Below are 24,778 nucleotides of genomic sequence, written 5' to 3' on the forward strand. Positions count from 1 at the left end.
CGTTTTAATTTTATCATTTGATGATGAGAGCATGAGGGGATTTCAACTGGTAGGGAGTCAAATCATGGTTTGCTACTTTTTGACCATGCTCGTCCACCTCGATTAGATTATTCGCAAAAAGGAAATAATAACGACCGTTTTTCATTGTAAAAAATGAAGATCGGCTGTCTTCCTGCTGGATTTCAGGAAAGGTAAGAACCGTTTCTTTACCAGAGTCAAGCTGATAAAGGGTCCAGTAAATGCCTGATAAATGGCTTGGCTCATGGGCGATCAGCAAATTATTGTGAACAGGGTCATGATAAATGTCAAGAGGATAGCTAGTCGAAAGCTGGATGTACTCCTTGCTATGATTGGTCAAGTCATATACCAAAATCTGTCGACCGCCTATATAGCCTTCTGCTGACTTACCATTGAAGGCTTCCGTCAAATAGAGCTTCTCGCCAATATTGACCATACGTAAATATGGATTAGCTTCTTCCAAATTGATTTTTTCTTGGATAGTAAATTCCTTGTCCATCCGCCAAAGCTCCGTCTGCTCGGCGCCTGTCGCACCTCCCACCTGACTGACCAAGAGATACAAATCATCGCCCATGACGACAAATTGATTGCTGGCATTGATGGTTTCGGCATTTTTAATGCTTTTAGAATGGACGACATTCAAGGTCAAATCATACTTATAAAACTCAATACGATCCATAAAGACAGCTGTCGCATAATAGTAAGTTCCGTCTGTTGCAGAAGTATAAATAGTATGCCCCTTAGTAGGAACAAAGCGCTCTTTTAAGGTCTTGCTATCAATAGTTGCTACATAAGATCGATACTGACTATCTTCCTTGGTCTTGGCAAAAAAAGAGTCTCCATCCGCCGCAACAAATCCTTCCTTCCAATAGCTCAGTTCTTTATTTCTGGCAATGGTCTCCAGTTGCTTCAGCCTTCCATTATTTTCCTCAAAGGTAAGGATCTTATTGACATCAAAAATGGCTAATTGATAGTCTTTCTCTTTATCAATAGCATGCTTTTGAGCTAATTGACAGCCTGCCAAGGGCAAGGATAGAAGAAAGAATATAAGGATCTTGATAAGGTTACTTTTCATCATTTCATCACTTTCCTTTCGCAACAATCCACAAAACTATAATATCATGTGCATCTTCTAAAAGCAACTTTATAGAGGTCTCTTAACCTGAGCAATCACTTGTAATTGTTGGGAGCAGTGTCATAGTAAAACGGTCTTTAGACTACTTAAAAAACGAATCATTAAGATTCGCTTTGTACTTTTTATTTAGCTGCTGCGTAGAGTTCATCCACTTTATTCCAGTTGATAACTGAGAAGAAAGCCTTGATGTAGTCAGGACGCACGTTGCGGTATTTCACGTAGTAAGCATGTTCCCAAACGTCCAAGCCGAGGATTGGTGTCTTCCCTTCTGAGATTGGTGTATCTTGGTTTGCTGTTGAAGTTACTTCAAGCTTCCCTTCTTTGTTGACAACCAACCATGCCCAACCAGAACCGAAACGAGTTGTTGCTGCTGCAGTGAAGGCTGCTTGGAATTCTTCGAATGAACCAAATGTCGCATCGATTGCTGCTGCAAGTTCTGCTGAAGGAGCTGTCTTTTCAGGGGTCATCAATTCCCAGAAAAGAGCGTGGTTCAAGTGTCCACCACCGTTGTTGATCACTGCTTGGCGAATATCAGCCGGAATAGACTCAACATCTGCCAACAGTTTTTCTAAGTCTTCACCAATTTCAGGGTGTTTTTCAAGCGCCGCATTTACGTTATTCACGTAAGTCTGATGGTGCTTGTCATGGTGAAGGTGCATTGTTTCCTCATCGATGTAAGGTTCCAAAGCGTCGTATGCATAAGGTAGATCTGGTAAAATAATTGCCATTTACTTGTCCTCATTTTCTTTATTATAATAAAAATCATAACGCAAAAACGCACATTTTTCAACTATTTTGCTTATAAATTTTCCTAATCTTTTAGAAGTTTTCTGTCGCAATTCTCAGCAAGGCAAGGTCAAAAAGGTAATCCTTGTCATAAAGGCCAGACTTGATCTGGTAGTCCGTTTCAATCAAGCAGGTCAGGGTTCTTTTCAGAAAGTTGAGGCTGAGCCCACGCGCATCCTTGAGTGCAAACTTGACTTGGAAGGGATTAATCTTGCGGCCTAGATAGTCTGATAAATCAGCCACGATTTGACTCTCGGATCGGCCATTGTCCGCTAAAATTTTAACCTGAGTAAACATCCGAAACTGGCCTAGCATGATGGCAATCAGCTTGATTTCATCTTCACCCTGCAGTGTTAAGTCTCGCACCAAACTCCGTGCCGCATCAATTTGTTTCTGTAAAATCAGCTGGGTCAAATCAAAAATATTGTCCTGCAAGGTTTTAGGAATGGCCTCAGCGATGTCTTCTAGACTGACTTGCCCCGACTCCTTATAAGACTTGAGAAAAGCCAAGTTTTTACTGATTTCGCTGAAATGAAAGCCTGATTTGATGAGCAAGTGGTCAAAAGCCTTCGGAGCAAAGTCCAGACCTTCAAGCTGGGCCTGTTTGGCAAAATACTGGCGTAAATCCGCTTCCTTAATCTCAGCTGCTTCAAAGATCTGTCCGTCGCGCTTGAGCATCTTGACTAGTCGGCGTTTGCTGTCCAACTTGCCTTCCGCGAAAATGATCAATTTGGTCGTACTACTAGGATTTTCCAAATACTGCTCGAAGGACTTGAGCTCTTCATCCGACAAATAGCGCTTTTTTGCTGTCGTTAGATCCGCAAAATGATCTAAAATAATAATCTTTTCATCCGCAAAAAAAGGCAGGCTGACTAAATCCAGTTCCACATCTGGATAAGGCGTTTCTTTCATATCAAACAGCATCACATTCAAATCTGCTGGATCATAATGAATCTGCTTCAGAAACTCATCTTTTAACAGCTCAAATTGCCCCAAGTCATCTCCCGTCAAAATCGTTAAAGGCGGAAGATTTTCGGGAGTGATTTTCCTAATTTTTTCAATTGCTAACACAGTGGCACTCCCTTCCAATTTCTTGATTCATAGTCATGTATAAATTGTAACAAAAAACAGCAGGAAAGTCTGCTGTTTTTCATCATTCTGACTAGAATATCAGGGACTAGAAGAATTGCCCCAACTGCATGATGATTGTGACCAAGAGGGTGATCAGAAAAAGAACGCCACCTAGAACTGCAATCATGCTAAACTCTTGCTTCTCTCTTTTCAACGGCTTCCTACGATTATCTAGCTGCTCTTTGATATGTTCCTGCAGAATTCCCTTTTTCTTCTCTGGCATGATTGTCCTCCTTTACTGAATCTGCATAAAGGAACTTGCCCTCATCGAAAGCAAGTTCTCATCTATATGGTTAAAGAATGGCCCTATATTGCTCCAGACTAGCCTGATTAGCAGCCTGCTTCTGTTTGTCAAGGGCGGTTCCCATCTCCGAAGTATGAGTCAGGACAGCTTGGATTTTGTCCACCATGGCCGAGACATTTTCTGGCGCATAAATGTGATCATCCGCAATAAATCGACGGCTATGGCAAGTATTTTTAAAGCTGAGAATCAGCATGTTGTTATCAAAGGCTGTGCGACAAGCATTGAGAATTTCATCGCTGATATTGATATCCAGATACAAGTCACATCTATCAAACAGCTCTGCAACCTTGGCTGGACGGATATTTGGATAAAGCGAAACATTCGGATAACGATTGAGCCCCATCAAATGGCTGGACATTTCTGTGATTGCTCCGATATGGAAATGCACAGTGGGCAGCTGAGTCACGAGTTGCTCTATTTGCTCAAGCTGATCGCTATTGGTCAAAATCAAGGCTTCTGGATTCATATTGTTCAGGCGTTGGTAATCATAAATATAGCCAAGATTGTGGAAATAGACTTTTTCTTCTGGAGTCGCTAAACTTTGAATCTTCTCATATACCTGCCTATCCTGGACGGCGATGCGGATATTACGATGAGGCAACTTCATAGCCGCTTTCATATTGCCTGGTAAAGCCTCTCCGATAGGCTCTTGCCAGAAAAGAAGATCTTCTGCACGGCCATTTTTAGGACGAAGAGCGTAGGCCACCAAGAAGGGCGTCGCTAGAGAGTTATAAATAATGCGATCTGTATCATATCCACGATATTGAAGATAAAAGACGACAAATTCTTGTTTGGATTTAAAGATATGACGTTTTCCTTCCAGTGTCAGGATAATATCACCAGTCAGATGATTTTCCATAATGACCACGACATTGTTCTGGTCAAAATAGCGAGTATGGGTCGGACGTTGTGTCTGAGCATAGGTTATTTGTGCGAAAAGGCGTCCTTTGCGATTGTAGATATCTGCCGCTCGAACCTGCCCCCCTGTATCCAACCATTCGACAGCCCGTACACGTCTTTCATGCGTTGGTTGGCGATAGAAAATATTCGCACGCTTCTTGCCCATATCCAAGATTTCGCCATTTACATTGCTGGAGCGAATCTCCCATAGGTGCGTTTTGGGGACAAGATTAAAATAAATCGGCCGGCCTTCCGGTGTGTCCAAATCTCCTGTAAAATAACTGTAAGGAGACTCGACATCTGGTGAAAGATAGCCATCGTCTTGTACAACAACAACAGGACAATCAAGTCCTGCTGCTTTTAATGAACGTAACAAATCAAAACTTGCTTGATCATAGCGGTCAAACAAACAAATCATAGTGGTTATGCCTTTCTTTCTGAATCCTACTCAGTTGGTCTGAGCCGATCGGACAAGATCAGACCAGCGCTGAGCAATATGCTCATCAAGGTAATGCTCAGCTACCTCATAGGATACACGGGACAAATCTTCCTGAGAATGTTGAGTTAATAGCTGAACAATCTTTTCCGCATACTCTGTCGTCATAGCATCTAAATCATCTGGACGAGCCTTAGGAATCAGATAGCCATTTTCCCCATCGCGGATAAAGGTTGGATTGCCATAACGAACATCAAAACCAATGATGGGTAGGCCAGAACCAACTGCCTCCAACAAAGTCAGACCAAAACCTTCGCTTGTAGATGCAGCTAGATAAGCGGAATAATTCTTGTAAATATCCGTCATATGATGATGCCCCATCAGTCGAATATAATCTTCTGCCTTCAGATCCGCAAGCAACTTCCGCAGCATAGCTTCTTCACCGCCTGTACCGTAGATATCAAAAGTGATTTCAGGTAATTGCTCATGTGCCTTCACTACAGAGTGAATCAGCCAATCAATATGCTTTTCACTAGCTAAACGAGAAGCCGTCATCAAAGCGAAAGGCTTCCGTGGGCCTTCTGGTCGGCGCAACTGATCCAAGCTGCCCACAGGAATAGTTAAAACCTCTTTCGGTTTGATGTCGGTATATTGAGCAAACTGTTCTTTTAGAAGCTCTGTTTGAGCATCCGTCGAGTTGATGATGTAGTCCACTTCTTCCGCATATTCAAATTGATACTCGTAGTAATTATTCCACAGGATATAATCTTTTTCCGCGGGGTTTTCACTAAAGTGGTCCGCATGAACGATGACAGCTAGTTTGGCAGCCCCCTTATTAGCGAAGATTGGCTGGCCAATATCTGTCTCCCGATCTAGGATCAGTAAATCCTTATCGGTCAATTTCAAGCTTCTCATGAAATGAGCAACAAATTCCTGCTTGGAGTAAAAGACCTGATCTGGAAAACGATAAACTTGCGTTTCTGGCTTACCGTCTACTTCATCGATAATCTCTTCGTAAGCCACACTACCATCTTCATTGAGCCAAGTCCGTTGGTAGAGACGAGCCCGACCATCTACAGGACTATAGTATTCAATAAAGTTTTTGGTATAAGTATAATATTCTTTCTGAATGAGGCAGCCACGCGAAACAATCTCAGCCCGCTCAATCAGCTCACTATCCATATCGCAAGCATAGCACGTTACGAAATCATTGTCTCCAAACATAACTCGGAAGGTCTTGTTCTCAGGATTCCGAACAATTTCTAGAGGTTCTCTATCAAAACTAGCTAAAACATGTGACAGAGTATAGGTCGTTGGAGCAATCTTAACATCTGTAAAATACTGATAGAGCCAAATGACCTCAGAGTCTTCAAAGCCGATATTCTTTGTCAAATGTTCAATATTATCAGCTGAAATAAAATCCATAAAGATGAATTTTGCCTCTAAGCCCACACTGCGAAGCAATTTTGCACGATAAATCTGCGCATACTCTACTCCGCTGCTTGCCCAACCAATTCCTAGGTTGATGTTATAAATTGTCATAAACCATATTCCTCTTACAAAAGACTATCTTTTTTAATTCTTGAAAGGCGTTTAATGATTTTTCCTTTCTTCTTCTTTTCTTTCTCTTTGCTTTCATCTTTAGATTTTTTGGCAGGAAAAGTGAAATAAGTAACAGGAATAGAACTATCTGTACCTGTTTTAGCAAATGTTTGCTCAATATTTACAACTTCTTTTTGTGGAGCAGAGATTTCTACTGGGACTTCTTCCTCACCAAAAACATCTGATTCATTTACTTCTTCTTCGTGCGCTTCAAGAGAAGCTTCATCGAATAAACTTTCAGCTTCAACTTGCTCATTTGAAGCCTCGTCTTCTTCCAAAGGCGTATCAAACAAACGCGTAGCTTCATCTTCCTCTAAAGGAGTATCAAATATACTTGCAAATTCGTCGTCTTCCGAAGCTTCCTCGATTAGACTTGAGAGGTCAATTTGACTCTCTAAAGTTTCTTCGTCTAGAATGTGACCAATTTGACTAAGAAGCTCTTTGATTTTTTCCTTTTGCATCTTATAGAGCTTTTCAGTTTCAAGACGTTTTTTCGTCAATTCATCAATTTCTCCAAGAATAGATGATCGAACTTGTAAGAAGTCTTTCTGAGCTTTTTCTAAAACTTCTTGGGCTTCTTTTTCTGCCTTTTCATGCGCTTCAATGATCAGTGATTTAGCATATACGACAGCTTCGCCAATTTCCCTTTCTTGGTTCTTTAAAGCATCAATTTTTTTGCGTAAAGATTCAATTTTCTCATTCTTTTCACGAATTTCATTATCAAATCCTTCTTCTAACGATTCAATGTATTCTTCAACTTCCTTGGCACGATAGTTACCAAATAAGGTCTTTTTAAGTCTCATTCTGCTCCCTCTATTTTTCATTTATCCTAATTATATACTATCTTATCAATTGTAGCATAAAATAACGCTTATTACCATTGTTTTCTAAGTCTCAGACCAAAAAAATCCGAATTCTACAGAGGGAGATAGAATCCTATTCATCAGCTATTTCGATGATTTTTTAAGATTGTTTGCATCTGCTTTTATAAACAAAAATACCTGAATAGATGACATGCAATCCATTCAGGTATTTTCATAAAAGGTAACTAGATCTAAAAGCATCTATTCTAGAAATTAAGATCTACCCAGCTAAGAGGGGTGTAGCTGAGAAGCTCAACACCATCATATTCTACTGTTTTAACAATCTCTTGAATATTTGTTTTTAGCTCTTCTATTGACAGGCTATCTGACTCATCTAATACCAAGTCATCTTCCACAACAAATAGTGGCTTTTGATAGCGGTCATAAAGCTTGTTCATCGCCAGACGGAGACCGACAGGGTCGATTGGATTCTTGTTGGCATTGTTATAAGCATATTTATTGATAAAAACTTCTTGAGAGTTGCTAGAAGCATGATAACTAAAGCTAACAAAATCAACCTTACCGACTCTTAGGTCAAAGAAGTCATCATTTTCAATATCCAAGGCAATCTGCTCCCGCTCTAAGCGACGCAAGAAATGATTTGGGTAACAACCACGAACTTGAACATCTGTAAAGACGTAGTTTTCACGATTCTTGACTTCTGCTTCCATTGCATCAATCGCACTATCTAGATTTTGACTATAGTTACGACTAACTACCAACATGCCGCCAAATTGAAATTCTGGATTGATTGATTTTCCAAGCTTAACAGCACGTGCCGAAGCGACCAATTGATAGTGAGCTGCCTGCCAGATTCGTTGGTTCCGATTTTCTCCATCCTCAAAAGACAGACCGCCACCAAGATATGGTAAATGGTGTAAAATATTAAATTCATTAAAAGTAATCCAATATCTTACCTTGTCTTTAAAATGTCTGAAAACAGCTTCTGTATAATGCTCATAAAGTTCAATCATCTTGCGGCTCTTCCACGCGCCGTATTTTTCATACAGGTGGAGAGGAAGATCGAAATGACTTAAAGTTACAATCGGTTCAATGTCCTTTTGCAACACTTGATCAATGATAGCTTCATAGTACTTCAAGCCTTCTTCACTTGGCTGCGCTTCTTCACCCGTTGGGAAAATCCGCGCCCAAGAGATGGAGATTCTATAAGCATTAAAACCCATCGATTGAATTAGATTTAAATCACTAACATAATCCGGTTGACTCGCTAAAGTAACCTGTCCCAGAAGATCATAGGAACCTATCGGTACTTTTTTATAGTTGATTTCCCCGGTCAGTACTTCCGCACGAGGCTCACTGATTGGTAGTACATCCGTCGTACCCAAACCTTTGTTGCTGTTGGGCATCGTATTTCTCATCATAATGACTCCTTTTGATTTTGTGAATATAGGAAGGGATACTACTGTATATTCTAGTATCTTTAAGATTATCGCTGTTCTTTCTTGTTGTGAGCGATAGAAGCCAATCCAGATAATGCACTAGCGACATTTTTTAAGTCAGGAGAAATTGGCTGTAAACCTGGTCTTACCATCTGATATGCCTCTTGGTCTGTTACGCTCAAGTTTGGACTTGTAGAATCTTGCACAGACAAGCTTTCTTGAGCTAACTGAACGGACTCTGAAGCTTCTTGAGATTCAAGGCTCACACTTTCACTCGATTCTTGTTGATAAGCAAGACGCATGGATTCAGTTCTTGACAAACTATTTGAGAGAGATTCTGAAATGTGTAAACTATGTGAAAGAGACTTAGATTCTGAAACGCTCTGTTTATAAGAAAGCAACTCTGAGATTGAAATACTATAAAATTCAGATAAAGAAACTCTCACGATACTTTGACTGATTTGCTCTGATTCACTCAAGGAAATCGATTCACTCAAACTCAAGGAAGATGAAGTGCTAACACTATGACTGAGGGATTCTGAAAGACTGATAGAGGTTGAAGTGCTCTGACTCACGGATTCTGAAACCGAAATCAACTTGCTCTCATATGTAGATTGGGCAACAGAGGCACTAACTAATAGTGAGGAACTTAGCCAATTATACTCTGAAATGGATTGACTCTCACTCAAAGAGATTGAAAGGCTCGCACTCTCACTCAAGGATTCTGAGATACTATGCATCTGGCTAACACTTTCATATTCACTCACACTTAAGGAGCTTGAAAGGCTAAGACTTTGACTCAAGGATTCTGAGACACTAAGACTCTGACTAAGGCTTTCAGACTCACTCAAGGCAATTGATTCACTCAAGGCAATTGATTCACTCAAACTTAAGGACCTTGAAACGTTGACACTGTGGCTGAGGGATTCTGAAATACTAATAGAGATGAAGGCACTTTGACTAATAGACTCTGAAATTGAGGTCAACTTGCTCTCTAATTCAGATTGGGCGACAGAGGCACTGACTGATAATGAGGAGCTTAACCAAGTATACTCAGAAAGGGATTGACTCAAACTCAAAGAGCTTGAATGGCTAGCACTATGACTGAGCGATTCAGAGACACTGAGACTGAGACTATCTTGCTCAGATTGACTCAAGGATTCAGAAACACTGATACTCTGACTGAGACTCTCATATTCGCTCAAGGAAGCCGATTCACTCAAGCTAAGGACTTCTGAAATGCTGGCACTTTGACTAATAGACTCTGAAATCGAGGTCAACTTGCTCTCTAATTCAGATTGGGCAACAAAGGCACTGACTGACAATGATGAGCTTAACCAAGTGTATTCAGCAATAGACTCGCTAAAGGAGATAGACTCGCTAAAGGAGATAGACTCGCTAAGACTGAGAGATTCCACTGTCCATCTCCTCAAAGATTCTGAAGCAGAAAGGGACTGGCTATAGCTGATTGATTCTGATAGTTGCTGACTCTCCTTGGCTGATTCTGACTCGAAAAGAAGTTGAGAAAATGCTTCACTCAAGGATAGAAACTTACTGATGCTCAATGATTCAGATGCCGACAGGCTAAGTGAAGTAAACTCAGACTGAGCCAACCACTCAGAAATAGAGAGACTCAGACTAGTGCTTAGAGAAGTCAAGAAGGTATCTGGGTTACTTTCACTTACTGAAGTTGAACCAAAATCGTCACTCGAATCTGAAAGGCTAACTGAGGCCGCTTCTAAGGCACTTAAAGACTCAGATTCAGAAAGACTCAGACTAGCACTAATTGATTCAGAAAGAGAAGCTGACCGGCTATCCGCTACCGAAGTTGAAACGAATTCGCTCAAAAGGATAGAAGCGGATTCTGAGAGGCTGAGTGACTCGGATTCTACCAGACTCCAGTAGGCAGACTGGGAAAGACTTTCACTCTCACTGATAGAAGCAGAAAGTGATTCGTTAGCATAAGCTGATTCTGACTCGGAAAGGCTGAGTGACTCGGACTCTACCAAACTCCAGTAGACAGACTCAGATAGGCTCTCACTCTCACTGATGGAAGCAGAAAGTGACGCGCTAGCATAAGCTGCTTCTGACTCAGAGAGGCTGTGAGACTCAGATTCTACCAGACTCCAGTAAGCAGACTCAGATAGACTTTCGCTCTCACTAATGGAAGCAGAAAGTGATTCGTTAGCATAAGCTGCTTCTGAATCGGAAAGGCTGAGTGACTCGGACTCTACCAAACTCCAGTAGACAGACTCAGATAGGCTCTCACTCTCACTGATGGAAGCAGAAAGTGACGCGCTAGCATAAGCTGCTTCTGAATCGGAAAGGCTGAGTGACTCAGACTCTACCAAACTCCAATAGGCAGACACGGAAAGACTTTCACTCTCACTGATGGAAGCAGAAAGTGATGCACTGACATAAGCTGCTTCTGAATCGGAAAGGCTGAGTGACTCAGACTCTACCAAACTCCAGTAGACAGACTCAGATAGGCTCTCACTCTCACTGATGGAAGCAGAAAGTGATTCGTTAGCATAAGCTGCTTCTGACTCAGACTCTACCAAACTTAATGATTCTAATTCTGAGCTTACCATGGTTGATTCATGGGAAGCAACTTCATGAATGTCATCAGAATTTTCTGATGTCCATAGCTCTTCATTATAGTCATTTGAACCATTGTAGACTTCTGTTGACGCTGAAAGTGTCGCATCCTGATAAGAAGATTGACCTACCAGATAATCTTCATCCGACTGTTCAACAATGTGAGCAAGGGAGTCCTGAGAAGAGACCTCTAAAGAATCATTCTCCCACTGCGAATCTTGAAGAGAAGGCTCACTTGTTGCAACGGAATCACTGTAGGAATTAGCTGCAGACAAGCTAAGAGAGTTTTGAACGCTCGTTGATAGACTCTGGCTGAGATTTCTTACCAAATCATCTACTACTAAGCTATTATTGGCTTGAAAATCCTCAAAGGCTTCCATGATAGACATTGGCTCTGCCAATGATTCTAATTCCTCGTTAGGGTCTACCACAGGCTGATTTTGGTCTTGTGGTTTTCGGCTCATCGGTTTTAAGATGGCTGCATCTGGATTATAATAATCATCATCCTCCGTCACCAATCGTTTAAACTTCGATATAACGCGCTTAGACCCCTTGGCTCTTACTTTTTTATTTTTACCCATAATATACATTTTCTCCCGAATGCAGTTATATCCTTATTATAAAGTCTATAGCAGAATCTGTCAAAGCATTAGCCAAAGAAAACCTCTAATTTCCCTGTCGGCTGAATATTGATAGAACTCAGTGCCATATTTTTTATAATTTTAAGACTCATGTCTGCATTCATTCTTTTATATGACTCAAAAGCCTCTTTATGAAACTCATATACAGGATTCTTTTGCGCATAGCCACGACTGATTACTAAAGCTTGAAATTGTTGTAGATAGTCAACTTGTTCCACCCAGCAATCATCCACTGCTCTTAGCACTGCAATGCGTTGAAGCTGCCCAAACAGTTCTGAATCCTCAATCCTATCTCGTTTTCGCTGATATTCTTCAATAAAAAGCTTGGATAGAAACTTTTTAACTTGCTGAATATTTGTCACATCTAGATTTTTTGGAATGTCTTGACAATAGTAACTAATGTTATCCAAAACAAAACGATACAAATCAGCTTGCTCTTTAAAGGGATGTTTCTTCACATAAGCATCCATGGCATCTGATAGCACAGATAGAAAATAATCTAAATCAAAATCCGGATGAGCAATGATGTCATTCCGTTTATTATAGATGATTTGCCGTTGAATACGGATACTTTCATCGTACTGCTCCGTTGAGCGTCTTGAAGCTGCTCCTTCATTATCACTGTTTTTCTGAGCTTCCGCCACAGCAAATTTCACACGAGCAGATTTTAGACGAACCTTCTGCTTTTCCTCTGGCTTGGCAACTTCTTTTTGATAAAAATCATTTATCCATTTACTGCCAGACTTTGTAATAATATCATCCTCAAGTGACACGAAAAATTTACTTAATCCTGGTGCGCCTTGACGGCCTGCACGACCACGAAGCTGCAGATCAACTCGCTCGCTGGACATTCTCTCTGTCCCAATAACTGCCAGTCCACCTAATTTGGCAACCCCATCTTCTAGGATAATATCCGTTCCTCGACCAGCCATGGAGGTTGCGACGGTCACCGCAGAACGTCGGCCTGCCTGAGCAATCATCTCTGCCTCTTTTGCAGCATTATGGGCATTTAGCACATTGTGAGCAATCCCTTCCTGTAGCAAGAGCATGGAGTAAATTTCTGACATTCTCACTGATCCTGTCGCAATCAGAACTGGCTGACCTTTTCTGTGTAATTTTTTAATATAATCCAAAGAAGCATAAAGTTTCTGAGGAATCGTCAGATAAATCTCGTCTGGATAGTCAATCCGTTGATTGGGTTTTCTAGTCGGTACAACGACCACTCCCAAATCATATACTTCACGGAATTCGTCTTCGCAAACCTTACCCGTACCCGTCATGCCAGCCAACTTAGGAAACATCTTGAATAGATTCTGGTAGGTAATGGAGGCCATGGAGCGTGTTTCTAGGGAAATCTTCACACGTTCTCTCGCTTCCAAGGCTTGATGCAGGCCAGATTGGAGCTTATTCCCTTCTAAAAGTCGACCGGTTCCCTCATCCATCAATTTGACTTCACCATTATCCACAGTATATTGGCGGTCTTTTTCAAATAAATGATTGGCTCTTAAAGCCAAATTTATTTGACGAATCAGTTGGTAGTTATTGGGATCGTAGGCATTTTGCACACGGAAGTAAATTTCTGCTTCCTTGACACCTTTTCTCGTCAACCAGACTGAAGTTCGAGTCGAATCCAGCTTGAAATCTTCTCCTTCTTTCAAGGTCTTAACAAACTCATCACAGGTAACAAATAGATTAGACTGAACCCGCGGAGAGCCTGAGATAATCAGAGGCATTTGCGCACTGTCTAGGAGAGCTGCATCAACCTCGTCAACCAAACAGAAATAGAACTTCGGTAAGAATTTCTTTGATTTGGATGTTGCCAAATTTTCCTCAAGGTAGTCAAATCCCAGCGCACTGTGTGTGGTATAAACGATATCACTTTGATAAATCCGCTGCTTTTGCACAACCTTTAACTTTTTAGCTGGATTTTCTGAAACACCAATCCCAACTGTCATTCCTAAGTAATGAAAAACAGGAGCCATTTGTTTAGCGTCACGTATCGCCAAATATTCATTGGCCGTAACCAAGATGGTGCTGTTTCCAGTTAAAGCATTTAAGTACAAGGGAAGAACCGCTGTCAGCGTTTTGCCCTCTCCTGTCCTCATCTCGGCAATCTGATTATCTTGCATGACTAAGGCACCTAAGATTTGTACATCGTAAGGATAAAGCCCCAAGACGCGCTTAGCCGCTTCACGAATGGTGACATAGGCTTCTGGTAAAATTTCCTGCAGCCTTTCTCCCTTAGAAAGACGGCCTTTAAACCATTGAGTTTTAGCCTGCAATTCTTTATCTGACATAGCTGCATAATCATCAGAAAGCTGATTAATCTTTTCTAAGATTTTTTTATATCGCCTTAGTTTAAAGGAATTAGCTAAATGTAATTTTTTAGGCTTCATTCTTTCTCATCCACTCTTCCGTTTTCTCCAAGTCTATTTTTTGAAGCAAAAAGGACTGATCCAACAAATAATCAATTTTGGTTAGTACCCGTGGCCTATTTTTCAGATGGGCATATTCTTTTACTCTAGCTGAGTTGAAGCGTTCCAGTAGCAAATCTCTAAATAAAGGATAATTCACCCTATTTCGATAGCGATCAAGAACATGCTGATAATCCAATTCTGACATAAAATCATCAGTCACTAAAGCATAGGTATTTTCAAATTGCTGTGAGTAAAGCAAGGCTGCGACATTTGAAATTGGCCCATAGCCAGCAAAAGCGACCTTTTCAAAAGAATATTCTCGAGATAGCTTTTCAATTGTTCCAAGCAAGATTTCGAAGAACTCTTTTTCCATATACAAAAGAGCGTCTTTATAGGAAGAATTGACTACCAGCAGATTTGAAAAATGTTCCCGAACGATTTCTGGAATGTAGCCCGTCCGATTGAAATCAGGCTCCGTAAAGCAAACGTAAATCGTCTCTTGATTGACGTCCTTATGCAACAATTTCGAAATCCAATAGCGATCGACTGTATAATCTGCCACACCTTCTTCGGCAATATAAATGCTTTCAAACAAGAAACGATGGCAACCAGAACTCACTAATTGAATTTTATAATGATGGGTATTGTTCGGAACGCGAACGCTCATGGTTTCACCCTGCTTAATGATTTGATTAAAAATCTCCTCATCACGCGCATTCATAAATTCAATCTTCAAGTAGGTCGAATTTTCAGGAAGAGTCCCCAGATGGCTGCCAAAGATATATTTTTCTCCTCGCTTCAATTCAGGAAGCTGGCTCGTATTTCGTAAAGCCTGATAGTTTGCTTGCGAATGCCATTCATGAATAACTGTCCCAGATGGCATGAACTGATTTTCATATAAGACATGCCCATCTGCTAGCAGCTTAACAGACGATCCATATAGATACTGAGATACACTTTGCATATCCCAATAAGCAAAATAGATTTCTTCCTTGTATCTCACGAATCAAACTTCCTTTCAAAATTATTCGCTAGCAAAGCTTTATATTGGTTAAAGAACCACTCGACGACTCCTTGTGTGTCATCATTGTGTCGCCCAGTCAATCCCTTACTAATGATATTAACGCGATAAGCTCGCTTTCCTAGCTCTTCTAGCATATCAGGATAGGCCGTGTTATCATAATCATCATGTTGCATATAAGACACAATAAATCTAGTCTTTGAAAAATTGGCCGCCTTGAAAGCTATCCAGAAATGTTCATTGAGCTGGGAAATCCCTTCTTCTGAGAGTTCACCTGTCGCACGAAGTACCATGTCTAAAGAGGTAGGGAAACCTCCAGGACGAATAGTGGACTCATTCTCTGCAACATCACCTAAATTCACTACGGGTTTTCCGACAATCACTGCATGAGGCTCTAACTTGGAAGCATAATACAGGGCACCAAAGGTTCCCATTGATAAGCCCGACAAGATTAACTGGTCACTTGTAAAGCCCAATTCATCTAAACAATGACGGATGACTTGAATCAGCTTTTGCTCAAGCTCTTCTGAGCCGAGATAGAAAGCTCCCCCCTCAGAACGCGGATCTCCAATCAGCAAGAAAGGCGATCCCAAATTGTTCATCATCCAGTAGCCCTCAAAACCTTCTGCCGGACGATAACCAGAGAAATAAATATTGAGAGGTGGCTTTAAATCACCAGGATGGAAGTAGTAAATCAATTCCTCCCGATTTTTATCCACAACACGATTTCCACCGATCAATAAATCCCCATAACCCAAATGAGACTGGCGATGATGGAATGGTCCAATTTTTACAATTCCTTGTCCCCTCACTTGAACACTGACGCTTAGGTAATAAGAATCGCTGGTATCCAAAACGAGAGGCTTCTCAAAAGTTTCTTTATCATAAATCCACTCTTGCATGGGAGAGCTTCCAACTGGGTAGCCTTTGATGACATAACGAATCAAGCAATCGTCCGAGTGCCTGAATTCTGGCCACAAATCCAAAGGAGTATCTCCATTCAAAAAAATATTGTACTGATAGGTTGCTACAGTTTGGTAATCCTCACCAAATTCCCCACACAGACGGAGATAGTTGGTTCCTTCATAGTCAATCTGACCCTTAAAAGAAGGATTAATCGTCAAGTGATTGACACTGAGCTTGGTACCACTTTGCTGAGAAGAAAAGCCTCTAGAGAATAGATACAACATCTGAGCGGGATCTTCAAAAACAGACTTGACCGCCTTTTTGCGCATAAGGAATCTTTCCAAGGTTCTAGTAGTAATCTGACAGCGCTCATGGTAAAACAAGCGATAAACCTGAATCAGACTATCCAATACTGTAATGTACTCAAAATGTTCGACAGTATCTACCAAGACAACATCATAAGGTTTGACAGGCTTGGGTTTCTTCAGCCTATCTTGCTTTAAAATACCAATATCTTCTGGCAAGAGAGACATGATGTTTTCTGGCTTTACAAATGTCCATGCGATATTACTAGGAATTTCATATTGATCTTGCCAATTCTCATCGGCAATCTGTAGGACACTAATTCTCTTCATTTAGCTTTAATTCCTTTATCGTATTTTTCCACATTTCGACAATTTCACCCCTTGTGTACTGTTCAATCTTCTTAACCGAATGTACCAAAGATTGGTTCCAATGCTCCAAATCTGTGAGATAGTACAAGAGGGCGTCTTTCAGGCTGGAAATATCATCCATGATCCAACCATTTTCACCGTGTTTGACATAAGAAGAGCTATACAAATTCACTTGAGGAATCCCTCCGCTGATACCTGCAATTTGAGTTCGTATATCTGCCGGGCTTCCCAAATCCAAGATGACGCGAACATACTTCAGAGCCTTCGCCAAATCGATATCACTATGAATCACCACAGTATCAATTCGCTCTCTGAGGCTATCATCATCTTCTAAGCGTGGATCACCACTCTTAGCGGCCTTATCTTTGTCAACAAGGAGCAATTTTTCTGCATACTTTGTTGATGATAAAGATTCCTCAAGAAACTGTCGAATAGAAGCTTCTCGACCAAAATCCTGACTCTGCGTCCCAACCAATAAGTCAATCCACTCATGTTGCAACATCATATCAAACAAGGAAGTAAAGACATATTGAAGATGATGTTCTGGTAAAGTATCGAAATTGACATAGATGATCAACTCTTTTTTCCGCTGACTATGCCCAAGATTCAACTGAGTGTCATAAGGGGGAATCTCATAATAAGCAGGAAGTTGCTCTTCTTCTACTTCCTCTACTTGTGCTGCAATCTTCTCGATTTTGTCTAAGCTATCTACCACAAAAAATGTCGTATCTTTTAAATCAGACAATAATTGTTCTGTATTCGTAATCGGATAACGATTGCCAAAGAAGGACAAGACAACAAGATGATCCCTCTTAACACTTTGGAAAAAATGATTATGCTGCACATCTGCTGAAACAATAATCGAATCATCCTTGGTTAAAACAGAAGCCAAATGCTGCTCTAGCTTTTCTTTAACAAGCTCCTCAATATTCTGATAGACATCCTTAGCAAATGTTCCCTGCGCTTCAGGATTGATAATGACCTGCTGGTTATCAGCTGTCAAAAACTCTCTGAATTGCCATATTCCTTGTGCATTCAGATAGTCCTGATAATAAGGCTGATTATGCTCAAAGTAGATAATACTGGAGACAAAGCCACGGTCATCAAAAACAAGCTGATAATCTATCTGATTATTTTCAAAATAGGTAATATCAAAAATATTACCTATTTGTGAAAAATTAATCTGAGCATGAGGTAGGTGATCAACGTGAACATCTACAATAAAAGGAGTATAAAAGATTTCTGCTCCCTGTGGCCATTTCAAATCATCCAAACGAATTTTTCGTGCAGGCACATCTGTCAGACCTTGTATGCTATCAAATAGATTCCACATTTCATCTGATGAAAGTCTTTGTTGATAAAAGAAAGTTCGGATATGAGGTGAGTAATTCAAAATCAGGACAGAGTTGGCTTCTCCTGACTGTTGAAACATCCGCAATAAATTTACGGCATCATCAAACATCATATTTTTCGGTTGCAGATAGAAAGGTAGGGCGGTAGAATACCATTTTCGATCTTGTTTATACCATGAAGGTACAAAGTAAAACATATCCCACTATTCTCCTTTAAGTTCTAATTCTCTATGATAATAAGTCCCAATTCTCAAGATTCGTATTTCTTCGCGCAAAGGTATAAGCATACTAATCAGAATAACTAGCGTGCTGGGCAAGGTCAAAAAGAAACTTGGCAAAGGCAAGAAGAAATTAACAAAATAAGGCAGACCGACATACAAGATTAGATAGATCGCTCCTGTATTTGCTTGCAAAGAAATATGATGTTTTAACACTTTTAAGGTTTCTTTCCCAGGCTGAATATAGTCAAAATATTCTCCCTGACGCTGCAAGCGCTTGGCAGTCTCTTCCGGTTCCAAATTGATATAGGCAAACAAAATAGCCAAGAGGTAAATTGCAACTAGATAAATTAGGAGACTCAGAGGTTTTGTAAAATCAAATACATTCCCAATTTTTACTGAAAATCTTTTTCCAATCCAGTCTACTAGTAATTGGACCAATATCAAGACACTTGTTGCATACATGATGGGCATTCCACCAGAAGGAATGAACTTAATCGGCAAATAAGATTTATCATTGTAACGACTGCTTAACATGATCCGATTAAGAGGCAAGCGTATCTCCGCTTTCTCACATACAACAGCAACAAAAGTCAAAAGAAGATAAGCTATCGCCGCAGCAACTAACATCATGCCACCTCGGAGAGAAGACAGAGATTGACCAATCAAGATTATTAATTGATTGGCAAACTGGAGCAAAATCCCTGAAATGATAATAATGGTTGACCCTCCCACTCCTTTACGAGTATTAAGACTTGACAACCAAATAATGATAAAACTGCCTGTCACAACTGTGAGTAAAACTGGTAGATTATAGAGCCAATCATCTACAAGAAGTAGAAAGCGACCATTTCCTCTATAAGCGGTGTACATAATGGCTAGTCCCTGCACAATCGCAAAGAACAAGGTTAAGATCTTTTGAAAGAAATCTGTTTTTTTAAGGGACCAAGATTGTATATTCCAGCTTTTCTTTAGGTTCATGACTTGCCATACAATCATCGTCGTAATCCAAGGTCCTAAGCCCAAAGAAAATACTGAAATCTGAGAAACATCAATTCCTGCCAAAATATACAAAGAAGCCAAGGGATTGCCTTCCTTTATCCGAAAAGCTTCCATACTGCCATTGTAACCTGGAAGCAAGATATGCCTTCCTAATATATAAATAGCAATGATGAACAGTGTAAAGAGGATTCTCTTTCTAAAAATATTCTGACGCTTCTTTTTCTTAAGACCAAAGTGCTCCATTTATTATCCTTTATTTGTATTGTGGACTTGCCCAGAGCCCTCTTTTCATACATAAACTTGTCTTTTAAGTCAAAGACTTAAGAAAGCAAGTCCATTCCATAGAATTATAGATAAGGAATCAACTTGCTTTCTCTATTTTGATTACAAAATGTGGGGCAATTCGTCATTTAATTAAAATCTGATCGAATTTTTTCCACCATTTCCTGATAATTCTCATGTGAGAATACTTGCTCTGAAACCCCTTCTGTTTATACATTATCAAAGGCATAAACAGGCTTACCAGACTCTTGAAACTCTCTAATTACAGTATCGAATTTCTGATCGTGATTGATATCAAGATAAATGTCACAGCTTGCAAGTAAATCTCTCAAAGGATATGGCAAAATTGCAGCGTGCAAGCGAACATTTTCATAAGCCATCAGTTTGAGTAACTTATCAGACATCTGTGTGTAGGCAGCAATATGAAATAGACAGTTTGGTAATGCACTCGCCAAATCTTCAATTCCCTCTAGTCTATCTGAGTTTGTCAAGGTTACACAGTGGAGAGTAAAGCCTTCATCCCTCTGTTTAATAGCTTTCTCGACATCAAATTCATCTGTCTCAATAATTGTAGACCAATCAAGAGAATTGTAAAACCACCATACTTCACGCAGACGCATGTTGGAAACAGTGTTCCATGGTTTTTGACCAGAAATATAATGCAAAACAGCAGGCAGTGGAGAGAGTGGGATTTAGAAAATCCAGTCATGCTGATCTAGCGCAGCTCCCAAATCAAAGCCGATTTGAAAATTGTAAGTATCTTCCAAATCAAGTTTTTTGCCCTCAAACATCAAATTCAAGATAGACTGATCACCTTCAGTAACATTGGCTAATTCTCGATCTGTCAACTCGACCAACTGCTGAGCCATGTTTTCTTCACGCCAACGCTTATTATTGATGAGCATCATTCCGGAATTAAAGCCCAAGCCTACTCCATATGTCGCGCGAGTCGTTGCTACATAATAATCCTCCAGATCTATCTCAAAAAGATGGTCCAGATTTCGTGTCACAACAATATCACAATCTAAATATAAAACTTTATCTGCTGCAACGTAATTCGGTATAAAATAGCGCCCATAAGCCATATAGTTAATGTGAGCGTAAGTTCCAGCTTCCCATTTTGATTTCACCTGATCATCAATCTGATCATTGAATAATTTCACATCGTTCAACTGACTACCAGCTGCTTCTACCTTCCGACGCGTATAGTAGAACCATTCTTGAGGAATATCCTGATTAAAAACATAAATATCTAAATTTTTATGGTGACAGCAAAGAGATTTTATTGTCGTTTCAATCTATCTGATATACCCATAATCTCCCGAAACCACAATGGCTTTTTTCTTTTCCAAAACACTACTCCCACTACGCTTATTCTATTCTCTAAAAAAATCGCTATTAAGCCTTATTATACCATAAATTCCGCCTTTATTCAAACACCTTCTTGAAAGCTAGACCTAACTTTTCTAGCCTTAAAATAGAGGTGAAAGCTACTCACACAAAAAGAAGAAAGCTTGCTATAAGCGCTTCTAATATATCCATCCTTTTAAAATCAGACAGCCGCCACCTGTAACGTCTTTAAATAGGTGCTGATCATGCTATCAAAACTTATAGAATTAGGCTATCTCAAAGAATTAGCAGGTATTTTCTTGAGAAAAATGAGAATGGGACAGAAATCGGTCATTCGTTAGAATTCGATTTCGTCGTCCCACCTCCGCACAGTTGAGTAGGGCTGTAAAAGCTGATGAAATAAGCCTAGTAGAGCCCACTCAACCACTGCGTCTTGCTCAACAATCCAAAGACAATTGAGAGGCTAGGACTTTTGTCCCAGCCTCATCTTACCCTACTTACATCACTTAGTTATTATGTACTCGATTCATGTATTCGGTATAGGATTCCGTTTGCATCAGTTCCTTGGCATTTTTGACCCGCTCGGCAGTCGGGGGCTTCACCCCTTCCAGTGAATAAGGAATGCCCAGCTCCCGCCATTTAAACTCTCCCATCGTATGATAAGGTAAGATTTCAAACTTATCAACATTCTTGAGTGTTTTGACAAATTTACCTAGCTCAATCAAATCATCATCACGGTCCGTCAAGCCTGGCACCAGAACGTGACGAATCCACACTGGCTTCCCGATATCTGAGAGGTATTTTGCACAGGCCAAGATGTTTTTATTCGTCTGGCTGGTCACGATTCTATGCTGTGCTTCATCAATTTCCTTGATATCCAGCAAAACCAAATCCGTCACCGCCATCAGTTTATCAAACTTTTCTAGATAACGAGGCGTATTTCTAAAAGGCAGAGCACAAGTATCCAGCGTACAATGAATCCCCAGTTCTTTGGCCTTAGTAAAGAAGGCAATCAAAAAGTCAATCTGCAGAAGTGCTTCTCCCCCGCTGACGGTAATGCCGCCTTTATTGCCCCAGAAACCTTTGTAACGAAGAGCTTCTTGTAGGACATCATCCACGGTCCGCAACTGAGATTTATTGGTCTCCATCTCCCAAGTATCTGGATTGTGGCAATATTGACAACGCATATGACAGCCCTGCAAAAAGACGATGAAGCGGATGCCAGGTCCGTCCACAGCTCCAAAACTCTCCGTAGAGTGCACCATTCCCGTTACTTTCCCATAATCAATAGCTTCTTCAACCATAATAATCCTCTTGCACTTGAAAACGTTTTATTTTATCTATATTATATCACGATTTGACTAAAAATAGATAGATTCTGCCTATTTTTTAGAAAACAAACTGTTTTTCAATTTCATTTTCATTGTGTTACAACAGATAGGATTTTCAGTTTTTCTAAAAACTACTACTCTCCATTTCCAGCTTTCTCCATAAAAAAGCCGCCCTAGGGGCGACCCTTTCGGAGATTGTTATGAAAAAAGGTGTGGAACTATAGCCATAACAGCTGCTCATCTGTTAAACTAAAGTATTCCTTCTATGCAAATAAAGTTAAGAGGGCTTCATTTGATGCTTCTAGTATACTGCGCCATACTTAAAAGAAGCTTAAGCTGGTTTTAAGCATTATTTTACCAGAATAGCCAAGGTTTCATAAGGCTGCAGGGTCATGGTCGTTGCTACTGCTGTCTCCTCGTAATTCGAAATCAGCACCTGCCTAATTTGATAATATCTAAAAATGCTCTATCTTCTATCTCTTCGACGGCCGCCAGTTTCAGTATACAGAAAGCCGGCACAAATTAGATAAATTTCGCTTTATGGACTTTGCTACACGGCAAAAAGAATGAAGTCGCTGATGCATCGAGCATCAAAAATCTCCTCTGTCAGCTAAAATCTAGCGATCAGAGGAGTTTTCCTGTTCTTTGGTTTATTTTTTAGTTTTTTATATTTAGGAGATGATATGAAAAATTTATGAAATTCTTATACGAGAATCTATTTCTTGCTTCTATTGCTACTACTGGTTAGGCTACTTATTTTAGCTTGGAGCGGATGAATGATCCCTTATAATTTACTTTAACTTTATATGTCATTGGACTGCCCTCATTTCTTATTTGTTGAGACTAGTATAAGACTTTCAGCTTAAGCATTCCTTATAAAAATCTTGCGGAAAACTTAAAAAGAAGCTGAATTATTTTTCAGCTTCTTCATTTTCTTCAATGATTTCAGATATTTCCACTTTCACCTTGGTGACACGGCCATTCTTGACCTTGTCATTGGTCAAAATCAGTTTTTTATTCTGACTTTCCACTTCATAGCTGAGCCGTTCTGTTGGATTTGGAATGGTCCCAACACCAGTCAGATAATAACCAGCAATGGTGTCCACATCATCACTATCGATTTCAACTTCAAAGTATTCATTAAAGTCATTGAGGGTCATTGTTCCTAAAACAATGTAGGTATTCTCACCGATTTCATGAACTTCGATGGCAACCTTGTCTGTCTCATCGTCAATCTCACCGACAATCTCCTCCAAGAGGTCTTCCAGTGTAACCAAACCTGCCATACCACCATACTCATCCAACAGAATCGCCATTTGATTTTGGGTATTCCGGAGAGATTTGAGCAAATCATCTACAAAAATCGTTTCAGGTACAAAGAGTGGCTCTTGCAGAATCTTACGCAGAACAATATTGTCAAAACCATTTACAAAGCCTTCATTCAATAGACGTTTTGTGTGAATGAGACCAATGACATTGTCCTTGTCGCCATCATAGACAGGAATCCGCGAAAAACTCTGCTTGAGAATGCTTTTGATGATTTCTTGAGTATCGTCCTGAATATCCACCATAAAGGCATCCGTCCGCGGTACCATGAGTTCACGCGCCATCAGCTCATCCAGCGAGAAAATACCCTGCAACATTTCGATTTCGTCTGCATCCAGCGTCTCCTCGCTCTTAGTCAACATGTACTCAATCTCATCCCGCGTCATCTTTTCGTCTGCATCGTCGAACTGCATCGGCGTAATCCGACTAAGGAGATTAGTCGAAGCTGAGAGCAACCAAACGAAAGGACTGACGATTTTCCCTAGGAAGATAATCACAGGTGCGGTACGAATGGCTAAACTGTCCTTGAGATTCATGGCAATCCGCTTAGGATAAAGCTCGCCCAAAACAATGGAAATATAGGTCAAAAGAGCAAGTGCCAAGAAACTAGCAACTGCATGTGCCGTTTTGGAATCACCCATCCAAGAAGCAAAGATTTTCCCTAGATTGTCCGCAAAGCTTGCCCCCGACAGGATATTGATGACGGTGATACCGACCTGAATCGTTGACAGAAAGTTATTGGGACTTTCAAGAACTTTTAATAAACGAGCGTATTTGACATCGCCTTCTTCGGCTTTCTGCTCGACGCGAGCTCGATTGAGCGACACCATCGCCATCTCAGAAGCTGAGAAAAAGGCATTTAGTAAGGTTAAAACAAATAGCAGTATTGCTTGCAATAAAATACTCTGACTGCCAGGGTCTTCCATGGATTCTTCTCCTAAAAATTATGATCAACCTTGATTATAACATATTTTTAGGATTCGTGCACAAGGATTTATTGGAAAGCGTTTTGCATCTTGTAGCGTTACAATAGATGTGAGACTTCTAGAAGTCAAAAAGAAGATTCCCTGATATGATAAGAGTAC

18 protein-coding genes and 1 pseudogene are annotated in these 24,778 nt (G+C 40.3%); 1 reads left to right on the forward strand and 18 read right to left on the reverse strand.

From position 1 onward, the window contains the following. Nucleotides 1-13 precede the first annotated feature (13 nt). The 17 genes from FXF62_RS09730 to pflA all read right to left on the reverse strand — a co-directional run bounded on the left by FXF62_RS09730 (nucleotide 14) and on the right by pflA (nucleotide 22,340). A complete protein-coding gene (locus tag FXF62_RS09730) occupies nucleotides 14-1,096 on the reverse strand; it encodes a hypothetical protein (RefSeq protein WP_149518581.1) in 1,083 nt (360 codons plus the stop codon). Nucleotides 1,097-1,275: 179 nt separating this feature from the next. Then, nucleotides 1,276-1,881, reverse strand: a complete 606-nt coding sequence (gene sodA / locus FXF62_RS09735) for a superoxide dismutase SodA (RefSeq protein WP_062005403.1) — start codon at nucleotides 1,879-1,881, stop codon at nucleotides 1,276-1,278. Nucleotides 1,882-1,972: 91 nt separating this feature from the next. Beyond that, entirely contained in the window at nucleotides 1,973-3,010 is a 1,038-nt protein-coding gene (gene holA / locus FXF62_RS09740) for a DNA polymerase III subunit delta (RefSeq protein WP_149518582.1), read from the reverse strand. A gap of 106 nt (nucleotides 3,011-3,116) precedes the next feature. After that, on the reverse strand, nucleotides 3,117-3,293 hold the full coding sequence (locus FXF62_RS09745; protein ID WP_149518583.1) for an XRE family transcriptional regulator: 177 nt from the start codon (nucleotides 3,291-3,293) through the stop codon (nucleotides 3,117-3,119). A 70-nt stretch (nucleotides 3,294-3,363) separates the two neighbouring features. Beyond that, nucleotides 3,364-4,692 carry an accessory Sec system glycosylation chaperone GtfB gene (gene gtfB / locus FXF62_RS09750; RefSeq protein WP_149518584.1) on the reverse strand — a complete coding sequence of 443 codons (1,329 nt, stop codon included), beginning with the start codon at nucleotides 4,690-4,692 and terminating at the stop codon, nucleotides 3,364-3,366. Between the two features lie 30 nt (nucleotides 4,693-4,722). Beyond that, on the reverse strand, nucleotides 4,723-6,252 hold the full coding sequence (gene gtfA / locus FXF62_RS09755) for an accessory Sec system glycosyltransferase GtfA (protein WP_149518585.1): 1,530 nt from the start codon (nucleotides 6,250-6,252) through the stop codon (nucleotides 4,723-4,725). A gap of 14 nt (nucleotides 6,253-6,266) precedes the next feature. Then, nucleotides 6,267-7,115 (reverse strand): hypothetical protein, encoded by an 849-nt coding sequence (locus FXF62_RS09760; protein ID WP_149518586.1) that lies wholly within the window; start codon nucleotides 7,113-7,115, stop codon nucleotides 6,267-6,269. Nucleotides 7,116-7,381: 266 nt separating this feature from the next. Next, on the reverse strand, nucleotides 7,382-8,557 hold the full coding sequence (locus tag FXF62_RS09765; protein ID WP_149518587.1) for a family 1 glycosylhydrolase: 1,176 nt from the start codon (nucleotides 8,555-8,557) through the stop codon (nucleotides 7,382-7,384). Nucleotides 8,558-8,622: 65 nt separating this feature from the next. Beyond that, nucleotides 8,623-11,754, reverse strand: coding sequence for a hypothetical protein (locus FXF62_RS09770; RefSeq protein WP_149518588.1), 3,132 nt, complete (start codon nucleotides 11,752-11,754; stop codon nucleotides 8,623-8,625). Between the two features lie 68 nt (nucleotides 11,755-11,822). Further along, nucleotides 11,823-14,210: an accessory Sec system translocase SecA2 gene (gene secA2, locus FXF62_RS09775; protein ID WP_149518589.1), complete on the reverse strand. Its 2,388-nt coding sequence runs from the start codon at nucleotides 14,208-14,210 to the stop codon at nucleotides 11,823-11,825. After that, nucleotides 14,200-15,234: an accessory Sec system protein Asp3 gene (asp3, locus tag FXF62_RS09780; protein ID WP_149518590.1), complete on the reverse strand. Its 1,035-nt coding sequence runs from the start codon at nucleotides 15,232-15,234 to the stop codon at nucleotides 14,200-14,202. The genes secA2 and asp3 overlap by 11 nt, the downstream gene beginning before the upstream one ends. Continuing rightward, nucleotides 15,231-16,793 carry an accessory Sec system protein Asp2 gene (gene asp2 / locus FXF62_RS09785; RefSeq protein ID WP_149518591.1) on the reverse strand — a complete coding sequence of 521 codons (1,563 nt, stop codon included), beginning with the start codon at nucleotides 16,791-16,793 and terminating at the stop codon, nucleotides 15,231-15,233. The genes asp3 and asp2 overlap by 4 nt, the downstream gene beginning before the upstream one ends. Continuing rightward, nucleotides 16,780-18,381, reverse strand: a complete 1,602-nt coding sequence (gene asp1, locus FXF62_RS09790) for an accessory Sec system protein Asp1 (protein ID WP_149518592.1) — start codon at nucleotides 18,379-18,381, stop codon at nucleotides 16,780-16,782. Before asp1 ends, asp2 begins: the two co-directional genes overlap by 14 nt. A 6-nt stretch (nucleotides 18,382-18,387) precedes the next feature. Next, nucleotides 18,388-19,647, reverse strand: coding sequence for an accessory Sec system protein translocase subunit SecY2 (gene secY2 / locus FXF62_RS09795; RefSeq protein WP_149518593.1), 1,260 nt, complete (start codon nucleotides 19,645-19,647; stop codon nucleotides 18,388-18,390). Between the two features lie 248 nt (nucleotides 19,648-19,895). Beyond that, the gene (locus FXF62_RS10950) at nucleotides 19,896-20,306 is read right to left on the reverse strand and encodes a glycosyltransferase family protein (RefSeq protein ID WP_316578650.1); all 411 of its coding nucleotides are present in this window, start codon (nucleotides 20,304-20,306) and stop codon (nucleotides 19,896-19,898) included. A gap of 72 nt (nucleotides 20,307-20,378) precedes the next feature. Then, on the reverse strand, nucleotides 20,379-20,984 hold the full coding sequence (locus tag FXF62_RS10955; protein WP_316578651.1) for a glycosyltransferase family 8 protein: 606 nt from the start codon (nucleotides 20,982-20,984) through the stop codon (nucleotides 20,379-20,381). 558 nt (nucleotides 20,985-21,542) lie between these two features. Then, entirely contained in the window at nucleotides 21,543-22,340 is a 798-nt protein-coding gene (gene pflA / locus FXF62_RS09810) for a pyruvate formate-lyase-activating protein (RefSeq protein ID WP_149518594.1), read from the reverse strand. 501 nt (nucleotides 22,341-22,841) lie between these two features. Here pflA and FXF62_RS09820 point away from each other — a divergent pair. Further along, nucleotides 22,842-22,937 (forward strand): annotated as a pseudogene (locus FXF62_RS09820) (trehalose operon repressor); the annotation flags it as partial. Nucleotides 22,938-23,278: 341 nt separating this feature from the next. Here FXF62_RS09820 and FXF62_RS09825 read toward each other — a convergent pair. Beyond that, nucleotides 23,279-24,619 carry a hemolysin family protein gene (locus FXF62_RS09825; RefSeq protein ID WP_149518595.1) on the reverse strand — a complete coding sequence of 447 codons (1,341 nt, stop codon included), beginning with the start codon at nucleotides 24,617-24,619 and terminating at the stop codon, nucleotides 23,279-23,281. Nucleotides 24,620-24,778 lie beyond the last annotated feature (159 nt).

The sequence above is a fragment of the Streptococcus cristatus genome (genome assembly GCF_008369405.1).
In the GTDB taxonomy this organism is placed as follows: domain Bacteria; phylum Bacillota; class Bacilli; order Lactobacillales; family Streptococcaceae; genus Streptococcus; species Streptococcus cristatus_G.

Coding starts and splice junctions, on each gene's coding strand:
- FXF62_RS09770 (WP_149518588.1), bottom strand. CDS start 11,754: ATGGGTAAAAATAAAAAAGTAAGAGCCAAGGGGTCTAAGCGCGTTATA.
- FXF62_RS09745 (WP_149518583.1), bottom strand. CDS start 3,293: ATGCCAGAGAAGAAAAAGGGAATTCTGCAGGAACATATCAAAGAGCAG.
- FXF62_RS09825 (WP_149518595.1), bottom strand. CDS start 24,619: ATGGAAGACCCTGGCAGTCAGAGTATTTTATTGCAAGCAATACTGCTA.
- secY2 (WP_149518593.1), bottom strand. CDS start 19,647: ATGGAGCACTTTGGTCTTAAGAAAAAGAAGCGTCAGAATATTTTTAGA.
- asp1 (WP_149518592.1), bottom strand. CDS start 18,381: ATGTTTTACTTTGTACCTTCATGGTATAAACAAGATCGAAAATGGTAT.
- sodA (WP_062005403.1), bottom strand. CDS start 1,881: ATGGCAATTATTTTACCAGATCTACCTTATGCATACGACGCTTTGGAA.
- asp2 (WP_149518591.1), bottom strand. CDS start 16,793: ATGAAGAGAATTAGTGTCCTACAGATTGCCGATGAGAATTGGCAAGAT.
- FXF62_RS09765 (WP_149518587.1), bottom strand. CDS start 8,557: ATGATGAGAAATACGATGCCCAACAGCAACAAAGGTTTGGGTACGACG.
- secA2 (WP_149518589.1), bottom strand. CDS start 14,210: ATGAAGCCTAAAAAATTACATTTAGCTAATTCCTTTAAACTAAGGCGA.
- FXF62_RS09730 (WP_149518581.1), bottom strand. CDS start 1,096: ATGATGAAAAGTAACCTTATCAAGATCCTTATATTCTTTCTTCTATCC.
- gtfB (WP_149518584.1), bottom strand. CDS start 4,692: ATGATTTGTTTGTTTGACCGCTATGATCAAGCAAGTTTTGATTTGTTA.
- FXF62_RS10950 (WP_316578650.1), bottom strand. CDS start 20,306: ATGCGTCTGCGTGAAGTATGGTGGTTTTACAATTCTCTTGATTGGTCT.
- gtfA (WP_149518585.1), bottom strand. CDS start 6,252: ATGACAATTTATAACATCAACCTAGGAATTGGTTGGGCAAGCAGCGGA.
- pflA (WP_149518594.1), bottom strand. CDS start 22,340: ATGGTTGAAGAAGCTATTGATTATGGGAAAGTAACGGGAATGGTGCAC.
- FXF62_RS09760 (WP_149518586.1), bottom strand. CDS start 7,115: ATGAGACTTAAAAAGACCTTATTTGGTAACTATCGTGCCAAGGAAGTT.